This window comes from Rhizobium grahamii CCGE 502 (genome assembly GCF_000298315.2).
Taxonomy (GTDB): domain Bacteria; phylum Pseudomonadota; class Alphaproteobacteria; order Rhizobiales; family Rhizobiaceae; genus Rhizobium; species Rhizobium grahamii.
In genome coordinates this window covers 66,767-79,672 of the sequence record NZ_AEYE02000014.1, presented here as the reverse complement: position 1 = coordinate 79,672, position 12,906 = coordinate 66,767, and the positions used below count along the sequence as shown (strand labels likewise).

8 protein-coding genes and 1 pseudogene are annotated in these 12,906 nt (G+C 60.4%); 7 read left to right on the top strand and 2 right to left on the bottom strand.

The features are described from left to right. Positions 1 to 46: 46 nt before the first annotated feature. Positions 47 to 1,436 (bottom strand): annotated as a pseudogene (locus RGCCGE502_RS12295) (sensor domain-containing diguanylate cyclase). Between the two features lie 199 nt (positions 1,437 to 1,635). Between RGCCGE502_RS12295 and RGCCGE502_RS12290 the strand changes: the two are divergent. From RGCCGE502_RS12290 to RGCCGE502_RS12280, 3 genes are all read left to right on the top strand, one after another. After that, complete coding sequence (locus RGCCGE502_RS12290) at positions 1,636 to 2,328, top strand: methyltransferase family protein (protein ID WP_019279907.1); 693 nt, start codon at positions 1,636 to 1,638, stop codon at positions 2,326 to 2,328. Positions 2,329 to 2,405: 77 nt separating this feature from the next. After that, positions 2,406 to 2,807 carry a DUF488 domain-containing protein gene (locus RGCCGE502_RS12285; RefSeq protein WP_016554486.1) on the top strand — a complete coding sequence of 134 codons (402 nt, stop codon included), beginning with the start codon at positions 2,406 to 2,408 and terminating at the stop codon, positions 2,805 to 2,807. A gap of 88 nt (positions 2,808 to 2,895) precedes the next feature. Beyond that, entirely contained in the window at positions 2,896 to 3,243 is a 348-nt protein-coding gene (locus RGCCGE502_RS12280; RefSeq protein ID WP_016554485.1) for a hypothetical protein, read from the top strand. A gap of 296 nt (positions 3,244 to 3,539) precedes the next feature. Here RGCCGE502_RS12280 and RGCCGE502_RS12275 read toward each other — a convergent pair whose 3' ends face one another. Then, a complete protein-coding gene (locus RGCCGE502_RS12275) occupies positions 3,540 to 6,023 on the bottom strand; it encodes an ATP-dependent helicase (RefSeq protein WP_016554484.1) in 2,484 nt (827 codons plus the stop codon). A 410-nt stretch (positions 6,024 to 6,433) separates the two neighbouring features. On the opposite strand from RGCCGE502_RS12275, the gene RGCCGE502_RS12270 reads away from it, so the two are divergent. The 4 genes from RGCCGE502_RS12270 to RGCCGE502_RS12255 all read left to right on the top strand — a co-directional run bounded on the left by RGCCGE502_RS12270 (position 6,434) and on the right by RGCCGE502_RS12255 (position 12,858). Next, complete coding sequence (locus RGCCGE502_RS12270; protein ID WP_016554483.1) at positions 6,434 to 7,603, top strand: efflux RND transporter periplasmic adaptor subunit; 1,170 nt, start codon at positions 6,434 to 6,436, stop codon at positions 7,601 to 7,603. Further along, positions 7,600 to 10,755 (top strand): efflux RND transporter permease subunit, encoded by a 3,156-nt coding sequence (locus RGCCGE502_RS12265; protein WP_016554482.1) that lies wholly within the window; start codon positions 7,600 to 7,602, stop codon positions 10,753 to 10,755. Before RGCCGE502_RS12270 ends, RGCCGE502_RS12265 begins: the two co-directional genes overlap by 4 nt. A 248-nt stretch (positions 10,756 to 11,003) precedes the next feature. After that, a complete protein-coding gene (locus RGCCGE502_RS12260) occupies positions 11,004 to 11,999 on the top strand; it encodes a flagellin N-terminal helical domain-containing protein (protein WP_016554481.1) in 996 nt (331 codons plus the stop codon). 193 nt (positions 12,000 to 12,192) lie between these two features. Then, complete coding sequence (locus RGCCGE502_RS12255; RefSeq protein ID WP_016554480.1) at positions 12,193 to 12,858, top strand: YiaD family glycine zipper/OmpA-like lipoprotein; 666 nt, start codon at positions 12,193 to 12,195, stop codon at positions 12,856 to 12,858. Positions 12,859 to 12,906: the final 48 nt, after the last annotated feature.

Genomic DNA, 12,906 nt, shown 5'->3' with positions numbered 1-12,906 from the left:
TATTGCGCGGTTGATCGGAGGTTCTCGATCGCGAATTGGACGGGTCTTAGGCCGCGGAAGCGGATTTCGCGCCTGCCTGTTCTTCTGCCGTGCGACTGGCGTGATAGGCGCGCTTCTGTGCGTACATGGCAATGTCGGCACGCCGCACCATCGACTCCATCGTTTCCCCGGGCTCGCTTGTCGAGACACCGAGAGAAATGCTCAGCGGTGCATTGGAATAGAACTGGTTGTTGATCTTCAGAAGTTCGCCGATCGTCTCGACCATCGTGGCGACGGCCTGCTTGTCAGCGCCAGGCATGAGAACTGCAAACTCGTCGCCGCCGATTCGGGCCGCATGGTTGGGTTGTGCGACAGCGCCGCCCAGAACTTCGCCCAGTCGACGCAGCAGCGCGTCGCCTGCGTCATGCCCGAGCTGGTCGTTTGCTTCCTTCAGGCCGTTGAGATCGATGATAACCGCGGAGGCCGGACGCAGCGACTTGCGCTCCAGCCTGTTCAGTTCGTCGACGTAGAAGGCGCGATTGTGGAGCTTGGTCAGCACGTCGTGCTTGCCGAGGTATTCGAGATAGGCCTCGGCCTTCTTGCGCGCGGTGATGTCGGTGAGCGCTACCTGCACCAATGCCCAGTCCGCCTCGTGGCCGGGCAAAACCGAGAACTGAAGGAGGACATAGCGCTCGGAGCCGTCAAGCGCGTAGTTCACGACTTCACGCTGGTGGAATAGACGGCCATGCCACAACTCGATCAGCTGTTCGCGGAAATGCTTTTCCATGTCATCGCGAAAGACGTCGCCGATACGGTGCATCAGCGTGCGGCGGTCCGGTGCGCAGAACAGGTCTAGTGTCGCCTGGTTGACGTCGATGACACGAATCTCGCTCATGCACTGGCGCACGAATTCCGGGTGGACATCGGTGAACACCCTGAAATCGTCGATACCGCGATCGCGAACACTCTGCAGCAGCAGCTTGATTCGGCTGAAATCCTCGACCCAAAGCGAAACCGGCGACATCTTCGGTCGTGAGCATCACTTGTGTAAGCGGTTGCTCGTGCCCTGGCAGCACCGAGCCGCGCAGCTGGATATCGAGCCGGCGTCCGGACAGTGTGTAGTTGACGGCGCTGCTCGTGAACTCCGTCTTGCCGTCCCAGAGTTCGGCCAGTTCGTTGACGTGGCTTTCGAGCATCTCATCGCGAAAGACCGAACCGAGATTTGCTACTAAGTGGTCGAGGTCGTTGGCTTCGAAGAGTTCGAGTGTCTTGCGGTTGACGCGCAGTACGCGGATCAGTTGCGAGCAGGAGGCGACGCGTCTCGTGTCCTCCCTCAGATAGGCTCTGATATCTTCGACGCCTTCGGCGCGCCAGCGATCGAATTGTGTCTTAACACCGCTGAAATCCTCGATCCACATCGCGATAGGTGAGAGGTCAAAGATATCGGAATCGCTCATGACAGGACTTTCGATTGTTGAGTGCGCGGCGTTACCTCACGGATCTTTAAGGATGATTCGTAAACCTTCGCTTGACGCGGCGATACCAGGTTGCGCTGTCTTGACGCCGTGGTTTCTCTTCCGCGCCATTGACGCGCGCGTCGTCAGGCCAATCTAACGTGATGGGATCTCGCGGCACCAAACACGCGAGAGTGTGACAATGGTGAGTAGCGTTCAGAGTATCGGGCGGCAAGCGACGGTGGCGACTGTGAAGTTTTGCCTCGTCATGCTGGTGATAACCTTCGTTATCGCGGGTTCCCTGTCTTATTGGCAAGGATGGCTGTTTCTTGCGAATTTCTGCGGGTGGTCCGCGGCCCTTACCGTATATTTCGTCAATCACGATCCGAAACTGGTTGAACAGCGTCTCCACGTCGGGCCGACGGCTGAACGTGAGCCATCGCAGAAGCGCATACAATCCTTCAACAGCGTTGCAATTATTGCGCTCTTCGTCGTCTCGACGCTCGACTACCGGTATGGTTGGTCGGGCTCCGTTCCCGTCGCCGTCGTCGTTCTCGGCAACCTGTTGATCGCTGCCGGCTACATCGGGTTCTTCTTTGTGTTCCGGCAGAACTCGTTTGCGGCGGCGACCGTCGGCGTGACCGCTGAGCAGCGAGTGATCTCGACGGGTCTCTATAGTCTTGTGCGTCATCCGATGTATGCGTCAGCCTTGCCGATGTTTCTCGGCGTACCCTTGGCGCTCGGCTCTTACTGGGGCGTGCTCGTGGTGCTGCCGATCCTGGGCGGCCTTATTGCGCGGCTGCTCGACGAGGAAAAACACCTCGTGCGGGATCTGCCGGGTTATGGCGCTTACCGCAAGGAGGTCAGGTGGCGCCTTTGCCCGGGTCTCTGGTAGACACGACCAGCTTGCTGCTGCTGGTGAGAGCGCGGCGTTTGCTGTAGATATCGCGGCGGGTCGATGGAGAGGCTGCAGTGGCTATTAGTGTCGTGAAATTGGGGTCGCCGAGGGGAGAGGGTGAGGGCGTGCGGATCGGCACTGTCCGCCGGCCGCCGCGGGGCGTGCCGAAGGAAGAGTTTGCCAGCCGCAACTACTATGACGTCTGGCTGCCAATCCTTTCGCCGAGCCAGGCACTTGTAACCGAAGCGAAGGCGGCAGCCACCGACGCCGAGTGGACGGCCTTCGTGCGCAGCTTCACCAAGGAAATGAAAGTGCCGGAGGCGAGCCATGTGCTCGACCTGCTGGCGGCGCTTTCCCATGCCAGCCAGTTTTCGATCGGCTGCTACTGCGAGAGCGAAAGCAGATGCCATCGAAGCGTCCTGCGACGCCTGCTTGAAGAGCGGGGCGCAAGGTTTGCGGCTGAAGCCTGCGCGTAGTGTCCATAGGATCTGCGGCGAGCCGTGGTCTTGCCGATTCCGGGAATCTCTGCCTTTCTTTGCCGAAGGATCACCCGGAGCCCAAGCCATGACCGAGCCCGGTCCAGAAGAGAAGATCGACGCGACGTTCCGCAACGGCTCGCTGACGGCAGCCGGCATCATCCTCGGCTTTTCCCTGAGCTTCATCAGCCGCTGGGTCTCGAATCCAAACGATTGGAGCCGGATCGACATCCTGCCGATGCTGCTGCTGACAGTGGGAATTGCGCTGCAGGTCAAGGTTTTTGCCGACCTGCTTGCGCGGGACTCACTGGTTGCGGCCAAGTACGACCGGGCAAGGCGGCTATTTCTGATCGGGATTGCGTTTGTTGCCGCCGGCATCGCCTTGGCGTTGCTCAATGACATATTGGGCTTGGGGTCGATGCCGATCCTGGGATGAGCGGGCGCCACGCCCGCTCATGAATTCTGATTTCCAGCCGCAAATGCGGCTGCGCAAACGCCTGTCGATCTCAGGTTCCGAGAATGATGTTGTTGCAGGCGAATGCGATGCCCGGATTGCTCAACACGGCAACCATGAGCGAGGCTGCGATCAGAGATAGCGAATAGCGTTTCATCTGCGTCCTCCTTCTCTCCCGCGATCAGTGCGCGCGGGAGGCGGTAGTATGCGGGAGGCGGCACGGGAAGCGAAGTCACGAATGGGTGAGGGGTGCCGCGGGCATTTGTTGGTGGTTTGCCTTACGAAACCCGCTCGACAAACCCATCCAAGACCCGCTTCTGCCCGGCACGGTCGAACTCGATCGTCAGCTTGTTGCCTTCAATCTCGACGATGTTGCCGTTGCCGAACTTCAAGTGGAAGACGCGGTCGCCGGTCTTGAACTTCGACGGTTCCGTGGCGGTCGATTTCGCCACCAGTTCGCCATCGATGGTGCGACCGCGCGGGCCGCTTTCGCCGTAGCCGATGTGTTCGACGGCGTGGCCGGAGCGGGTGCCCCAGTTGTCGCGGGTGGCGTCCGTCTTGTTCTGCTGGGCACGCTTCCAGCCGGGTGTCGAATAAGAATTGGCGAAGGGATCGGCCTTGTCGAAGCGCGATTGGCCGTAGCCTCCGCCGCGACCGTAGCCGCCGTAGCTCTGTTCCGTTTCCGCAACCTCGACATGCGTTTCCGGCAGTTCATCGAGGAAGCGCGACGGAATGGTCGACTGCCACAGGCCATGAATGCGACGGTTGGAGACGAACCAGATGTGGCAACGGTGTTTGGCACGGGTGATGCCGACATAAGCAAGGCGGCGTTCCTCCTCGAGACCGGCACGGCCGCTTTCGTCGAGCGAACGCTGGTGCGGGAACAAGCCTTCCTCCCAACCCGGCAGGAAGACGGTGTCGAATTCCAAACCTTTGGCGGAGTGCAGTGTCATGATCGAGACGGCGTCGAGGTTTTCGTTTTGCTCTGCGTCCATCACCAGCGCGACGTGCTCGAGGAAGCCGCGCATCGACTCGAAGCTTTCCATCGAGCGGATGAGTTCCTTGAGGTTTTCGAGACGGGTCGGCGCATCGGCCGATTTGTCGTTCTTCCACATGTCGGTGTAGCCCGACTCCTCGAGGATCTGCTCGGCAAGCTCGGTATGCGGCGTGCTCTCGAGCATCTCCTGCCAACGGCGGAATGATTGAACGACGTCGAAGAGGGCTTTGCGCGCTTTCGGCTTCAGCTCGTCAGTCTCGATCATGTCGGCGGCCGCCGCCAGCATCGGAATGTCGCGAGCGCGGGCGTAATCGTGAAGCGCGCGCACGGTCGTATCGCCGAGGCCGCGCTTCGGGGTGTTGATGATGCGTTCGAAGGCAAGATCGTCGGCAGGTTGGGCGACGAGGCGGAAATAGGCCATCGCATCGCGGATCTCGAGGCGCTCGTAGAACCGGGGGCCGCCGATGACGCGGTAGTTGAGGCCAAGCGTGACGAAGCGGTCTTCGAATTCGCGCATCTGGAACGAGGCGCGAACCAGGATTGCCATGTCGTTCAGCAGATGCCGCTTGCCGGTAGCGTCGCCACGCTGAAGCTGCTCGATTTCCTCGCCGATAGCGCGGGCCTCTTCCTCGGAATCCCACGAGGCGTGCACCTGCACCTTGATATCCTCGGGATCTCTACGGTCGGTGAAAAGCGTCTTGCCGAGGCGGCCTTCGTTGTGGGCGATCAGGTGACCGGCGGCACCGAGAATATGCGCCGTCGAGCGATAGTTGCGCTCAAGCTTGATCACCTTGGCGCCCGGAAAATCCTTCTCGAAGCGGAGGATGTTGTCCACCTCGGCGCCGCGCCAGCCGTAGATCGACTGGTCGTCGTCGCCGACGCAGCAGACGTTCTGCAGTTCGCCCTTCGGACGCTGCGCAAGCAGCCGCAGCCACATGTACTGGGCGGTGTTCGTATCCTGATACTCGTCGACGAGGATGTAACGGAAGCGGCCGTGATACTCCTTGAGAAGATCCGGATGCTTCCGGAAGATCGCGATCGGGTGCATCAGGAGATCGCCGAAGTCGCAGGCGTTCAGCGTCGACAGCCGTTGCTGGTAGGCGAAGTAGAGTTCGCGGCCCTTGCCATTGGCGAAGGCGCGGGCGTCGCCTTCCGGAATATCTCCCGGTCCAAGGCCCTTGTTCTTCCACGTATCGATCATGCCGGCGAACTGCTTGGCAGGCCAGCGCTTGTCATCGAGGCCTTCTGCCTGGATGAGCTGTTTGATCAAACGCACGACGTCGTCGGTGTCGAGAATGGTGAAATCGGAGCGCAGCCCGACCAGCTCGGCGTGGCGGCGCAGAAGCTTGACGCCGATCGAGTGGAATGTGCCGAGCCACGGCATGCCCTCGACCGCGCCGCCGACGAGCACGGCGATGCGCTCCTTCATCTCGCGGGCGGCCTTGTTGGTGAAGGTCACGGCAAGAATCTGCGAGGGAAATGCGCGGCCGGTGTTGAGGATATGGGCGATGCGCGTCGTCAGAACGCGCGTCTTGCCGGTACCCGCGCCCGCGAGCACGAGAACGGGGCCTTCCAGCGTTTCGACGGCTTCGGTTTGCTCAGGGTTCAAACCAGAAAGATAATCGGGGCGCTTGCCGCCATCGCGCGCAGCCATGGCGCGGGCGGCGAGCCCTCCGGCGGCAGGAGCGGCGGGAGCCGGCTGCTTGCGCGGCGGCTCATCCGGCTCTTCATCGAAGAAGGGGATATCGTCGAAACTATTGCTCATGGCGCGTAATGTAGTGATTCGGGATGGAAAGGCCAGAAAAGATGTTCTGCTTTCATTCCCCTAAGGCTAGCTTTCCTCAGCTTGCGCAGGGCATTCGGGGGAGCCGGCTGCGGGAACTGCCCGAATGGATGGGAAGAGACTGCCGCGGTTGTGCGCAAGCATCGTCAATAGACGTTAGAAAACAAAACCGTCATTTGACGTTGAGGACGAAATTCTACAACAGGGTCAAGAGGGTTGAGGGTTGCCATAACAGTAACTCAGTCTTGATATTACAATTCAGTAATGCGGGACCAATTCGCTTGCCGGTGGTCAGCAAAGAGACAATATTGTCGCAGACGCGCGGCAATTTGTCCTGCGAACGCCTCTTTCGATAGACCCTGGACTAGCCTCGAGTCCCTCTGGAGACGTGAATGCCATTTTGGAAGCAGTTTTTAGTTTGCCTTGTCGTAATTGCGGCCGGCTTTGCCGGATGGGTTTACTTTGTGCCTGGGGCTGGCGAGACACTGCGTAAGGCCGGGTTTTCAGAAGCTTCAAAATTGGCCCCCACTGAGGCTGCGTCGCAGCCCGCTGCCGGTGGAGAGGGACAATCGCGGCGTCGTGGCGGTGGCGGCGCCAATGCTCCGGTTCTCGTCGCCACTCAAGCTGTCGTTCGCGGCGTCGTCAACGACCGGTTGAGCGCCATCGGGACGGGCGATGCCATTCGTTCGGTGGTGGTCATGCCGCAGGCGAGCGGCACGATCCGCGAGATTCTGATCAAGTCGGGCGACAGGATCACCAAGGGGCAGGTTCTGGCAAAGCTGGACAGCGAAGAGCAAGTCATCGCTCGCGGCCAGGCTGATGTCGCATTGAAAAGCGCCGTCGAGAAATCCAGCCTCTACCACAACATCAAATCCAGCGTGTCACGCATGGATGTCTTCGATGCCGAGATCGCGGAGCAGGGTGCACGCTTGCAGTTGCAGGCAGCCGAGCTCAATCTTGAGCGCCGCAGCATCGTTGCGCCGATCGATGGTATTGTCGGAATCATCCCGGTCAACATCGGCGACAACGTTTCGACGACCACACCGGTTGCGACGCTCGACGACCGGACCGAAATCCTCGTCGACTACTGGGTGCCTGAACGCTTCGCCAACACCATCACGGTAGGCCAGCCGGTTGAGGCAACGTCGGTCGCCCGACCCGGACGCGTATTTTCAGGTGTGGTCGAAGCAATCGACAACCGTATCGACGCCGCAAGTCGGACGATGCGCGTGCGGGCCCGGATCGACAACGCCTCCGACGAGTTGCGCGCGGGCATGTCCTTCAATGTCGGAATGAAATTCGGCGGCGACCGATATCCGGCGGTTGATCCGCTTTCAGTCCAATGGGACTCGCAAGGGGCATTTGTTTGGCAAGTCGTCGATGGCAAGTCCGGCAAAGTGCGGGTCAGTATCGTGCAGCGCAATCCAGACTATATTCTCGTTAAGGCTGATCTGAAGGATGGCGACGCCATCGTTACCGAGGGCCTGCAGCGTGTCCGTGAAGGCGGCGCAGTGCGGGTTGCCGGCGAAGTCGCGGCGAATTCGGAGCCCGTCACGCAATGAACGTGATTGAAATGCAGGACAAGCCGGCTTCCGGCAAACAGACATTTACCGCGCTGTTCGTCCGGCGCCCGATCCTTGCGCTGGTTTTCAATGCCCTGATGATCGTCGCCGGCCTTGCAGCCTATGCCGGGATCGAAGTGCGCGAACTGCCTGATGTAGATCGGCCGGTCGTCACTGTTCGCACGACGTTCGACGGCGCCTCGCCACAAACCATCGACCAGGAACTGACGAAGGTGATCGAGGGCGCGGCCGCCCGCGTCAGCGGCCTCAAGTCGATTTCCTCCAGTTCGCAGTTCGGCCAGAGCCGGGTGACGCTGGAATTCTCCGATTCCGTCGATCTCGCGGTCGCTGCAAACGATGTGCGCGATGCCATCGGTCGTATCGCCGATCGCCTGCCCGAAGAGGCCGATGCGCCACAGATCGTCAAGGCGGATTCGGATTCCCAACCGATCATGCGCCTTGCAGTCACCTCGTCCAAACTCAACATGGACGATCTGACCCTTCTCGTCGAAAACCAGGTCATCGATCGCCTCGCTTCGGTTGACGGCGTGGCCGATGTCGAAGCCTATGGCGACCAGGAGAAGGTCTTCCGCGTTGACGTCAACCAGAGTGAGCTTGCGAGCCGAGGGCTGACCGTCGGTGATCTCACGAAGGCGCTGTCAAGCGCGGCTCTTGACGTGCCTGCCGGATCGCTGAAGAGCCCGACGCAGACGATCGTCGTGCGTGCGATGGCAAGCCTGCAGACACCGGAAGATTTCTCCAACGTCATCCTGCAGAACCACGTGCGCCTTGGCGACGTGGCGAACGTCACGCTTGGGCCGCGCGACGGGCAGACGGCGCTGCGCTCCAACGGCGTCCCTGGCATCGGTCTCGGGATCATTCGCCAGGCGCAGTCGAACACGCTGAACATCTCGAACGGCATCAAGGATGCTGTTGCCGAGCTGTCAAAAACGCTGCCGGAGGGGACGCGGATCGCTATCACCAGCGATGATGCCGTGTTCATCCAGGGCGCGATTCATGAGGTCGTGCTGGCGCTGATCCTGGCCGCTGTCATCGTCACCGCCGTCATCTATCTCTTCCTCAGGGATTGGCGCGCAACGATCATTCCGGCGGTCAGCATGCCGGTGGCTTTGATCGGGACGCTGGCGGCTGTCTATCTCGTTGGCTTTTCCATCAACATCCTGACGCTGCTTGCGATCGTGCTGGCGACTGGTCTCGTTGTCGACGACGCCATCGTCGTTCTCGAAAACATCGTGCGTCGCCGTTCCGAAGGCATGGGGCCACGGGCGGCCGCCGTGCTTGGCACGCGCGAGGTGTTCTTTGCAGTCATCGCGACGACCGCAACGCTTGCCGCGGTCTTCATACCTTTGTCCTTCCTGCCGGGGCAGGTGGGTGGGCTGTTCCGGGAATTCGGTTTCGTGCTCGCTTTCTCCGTCGGCCTTTCGTCGATCGTCGCCTTGACGTTGTGCCCAATGCTGGCCTCGCGGATATTGACCAAGGAGATGCTCGAAGATCACGGCCTTCTCGGACGTTTCGGCACATGGTTCGCCGATGCCTACCGTTGGTCGCTGCATGCTTGCCTGAATGCGCCGCTGGTCGTCATCGTCGCTTGCCTGATTTTCGCGGGTGGGGCGGTCCTTGCGTTCCAGACGGTCAGAAGCGAGTTGACGCCGAATGAAGACCGGGCGCTGGTGATGATGCGCCTGACGACGCCCCAGGGTTCCAGTCTCGAATACACGCGCGACAAGATGCAGCTCGTCGAGGAGTATCTCAAGCCGCTCGTCGACAGTGGCGACATCAGCAACATCTTTTCCATCTCCGGGCAGGGCGGACAGGTCAACAGCGGCTTCATGGTGCTGACATTGGCGCCTTGGGGCGAGCGGCAACGTACGCAGGCGGAGATCGTGGCCGACATCAATCGCACGGCTGCGAGGGTCCCGGCGCTCCGTGGCAACGCCATCCAGTCGAACAGCCTGCGCATTCGCGGCGCCGGCAACGGCCTGCAGATGGCTTTGGTCGGTAACGATCACGAGGCGCTGACCACTGCGGCTGCCCAATTGGTCCAGGCGCTCGATGCAACGGGCCATTACGATACGCCGAGATTGACCAACGAGCCGACCCAGGCCCAGGTGTCGGTGACGATCGACCGTGAGCGTGCCTCGGATCTCGGGATCGACATTACCGGCCTTTCGACGGCCATGCAGTCGCTACTGGAAGGGCGCTCTGTCGTCGACGTCTTCGTCAAGGGGGAAGCCTATCCGGTACTGCTCACGTCGAACACGCGACCGCTCGACGACCCGACGGATCTCGAGAACGTCTTCCTGAAGACGGGTGATGGCAAGATCGTTCCGATGTCGGTCATCGCGTCGCTGACGGAAAGCTCCGTCGCACCGCAGCTCAACCGCGAACAGCAACTTGCTTCGGTTGCGATCACTGCGGGCTTGAAGGGCGGCCTATCGCTCGGAGATGCCGTCAAGGAGGCAACTGGGATCTCCAAGTCGATCCTGCCCGCCGGCGCCCGCCTTGTGCCTCTCGCGGAGGCCGCAACGCTTGAGGAAAACTCGAGCGGCATGGCGCTGACCTTCGGCTTTGCCATCGTCATCATCTTTCTGGTTCTGGCCGCACAGTTCGAGAGCGTCCTGTCCTCGATCATCATCATGTCGACGGTGCCGCTCGGGCTTGCATGCGCCGTGTTCGCGCTTGTTATCACCGGGTCCAGCCTCAACATCTACAGCCAGATTGGGCTGGTGTTGCTCGTCGGCGTCATGGCGAAGAACGGCATTCTGATCGTCGAATTTGCGAATCAGCTGCGGGATCGTGGCGAGGAGGTGCGCGCGGCGATCGAAAAGGCGTGTGCGTTGCGCCTGCGACCTGTGATGATGACCATGATCGCAACCATCCTCGGCGGTGTACCGCTGGTGTTCGCGCATGGCGCCGGGGCGGAAGCGCGCATTGCTCTCGGCTGGGTGATTGTCGGCGGCCTCGGCTTTGCGACGCTGGTGACGCTTTACATTACACCGGTCGCCTACTTGCTCATCGCGCGCTTTGCGAAGCCGCATGCTCATGAAGAGGAGCGGCTACACGAAGAAATGGCTCACGCCTCCCGTCCGCGCCCTGCCGCCAAGGCAGGACGGCTTCAGGCGGCCGAGTGAACGAAGCGCGCCTTCAGCGCGTAAAATCCTGCGAGTTATAGCTTATAAAAAGTTGTAGGATTGGATGAATTTCCTCTCAATTTTAGATATTTTTTAAGTATGAGCGGTAATCATTCAGACAGAAGCCGATAGGTCCTCCAGCGTTTTGAGAGGATCGCCCTGGCGCCTCGTTCAGGCGCTCCCGGACATGATCGTTCGCGGTACGGTTTGTTTGTATCAGTGTATTGTTGTGTTCGGAGTACAGTACCTTGAGCATTTATCGGCGCACTTCGGTGGATGCCGCGCTGTATGTATTGCGCGACATTGGTCGTGATATGACAAAGACCCAGAGGCAGGTGTCCACCGGCCTCAGAGTGGAAAAGGCGTCCGACAACGGTGCCTATTGGGCGATCAGTTCAACGCTGAAAACCGATCAGAAAGCCCAATCAGCCATTCGCGACGCTCTCGGTCTTGCGGCTGCCACCATGGGCACAGCCTACAACGCCGTCGACAACGCGATCGATCTCGTGAGCGAGATCAAGGCAAAGCTGGTCGCGGCGACCGAGTCCGGCGTGGACAAGGACAAGATCAACACGGACATTGCACACCTCAAGGATCAGCTGCGGTCGGTTGCGCAGTCTGCGGAGTTCAACGGTGACAACTGGGTTGCGATCGACGATTCAGCTGATCCCTCCAAACCAAGGGAGATCCCATCTTCCTTCATCCGCTATTCCGACGGGACGGTGAAGGTCGACATGCTGAGCTATGAGGTCGATCTTGCCCCAGTTGGGGCGACGACATCGAAGGATGCCCGCTACCTGATCGACGATCGGACAACGGGCTCCGGTGAATATGGCGCTCTTACCTCCCAGTATTTCGCGACAGAGGCAGGAGCCTCACAAAACTACGTGATGTTGAAGGGCGCGGGCAATACGGCCGGGCAGGTCGAAATTGGTGTTTCGAGCAGCACGACGCAGGCGCAGGTGAAAGAGATGATCACCGTCGTCGACATGATGCTGAACCAGATGACGACGGTGGGCTCGGCCTTCGGCGCGCTCGAAAAGCGCATCAGCATCCAGAGCGATTTCGCGCAGTCGTTGGACGATTCATACGCCCGCGGCATCAGCCGCCTGATCGATGCCGACATGGAGGAGCAGTCGAGCCGGCTGCGTGCCCTTCAGACCCAAGAGCAGCTTGGCCTACAGTCGCTGAACATCGCCAACGCCAGCTATGACACAGTTCGCCAGCTCTTCCAGAACTTCTGATCGGTCGTCTTGCGATACAACGTCGCCCGGATTCCGACGGGCGACGCGGCCACCTGGCTCATCGCTGTTGCTTGCGATCTGCAGTAGTTGTGTAATTTGCCCGATTTCCAGTGTCTGAAAGCGTCGGTTTCATCTTGTTGCCGCAATCCTTAATACTGGTCGCATCAACACCGAACTGGAGATCCGCCTGTCCATGATCAAGAAATTCATACTTTTGGCTGTTGCTGCAACGTACCTTAGCGCCTGCACCACGACCGACCCCTATACGGGCGAACAGAAGATGTCGAATACGTCGGGCGGCGCGCTGCTCGGTGCCGGCGTTGGCGCGCTTGCTGGTCTCGCTGTCGGCGGCTCGCCGGTCGGACGTCGCAATGCCGCGCTGATCGGCGCCGGCGTCGGTGCGCTCGCAGGCGGCGCGATCGGCAACTATATGGACCAGCAGGAATCGGAACTGCGCGCCCAGCTTCAGGGAACTGGTATCTCGGTGACCCGGCGCGGCGACAACATCATCCTCAACATGCCGTCCAACATCACGTTCGATGTCGATCAGGATGCCGTAAAGTCTGGCTTCTATCCGACGCTGAATTCTGTGGCGATCGTCCTGCGCAAGTTCAACCGCACCTTGATCGATGTGAACGGCCACACCGATTCCACCGGCAGCCTGCAGCACAACCAGGACCTGTCGCAGCGCCGCGCGATGTCGGTTGCCGATTATCTCGGCACGCAGGGCATCGATCCGCGCCGCGTTTCGGCCGTCGGCTTCGGTCCGTCGCAGCCGGTCGCTTCGAATGCGACGGAAGCTGGTCGCGCACAGAACCGCCGCGTCGAAGTTCAGATCGCGCCCGTCACGCAGAGCTGATCCAGGCTTCAGTTAAGAGAAACGGCCGGGCCAACGCCCGGCCGTTTT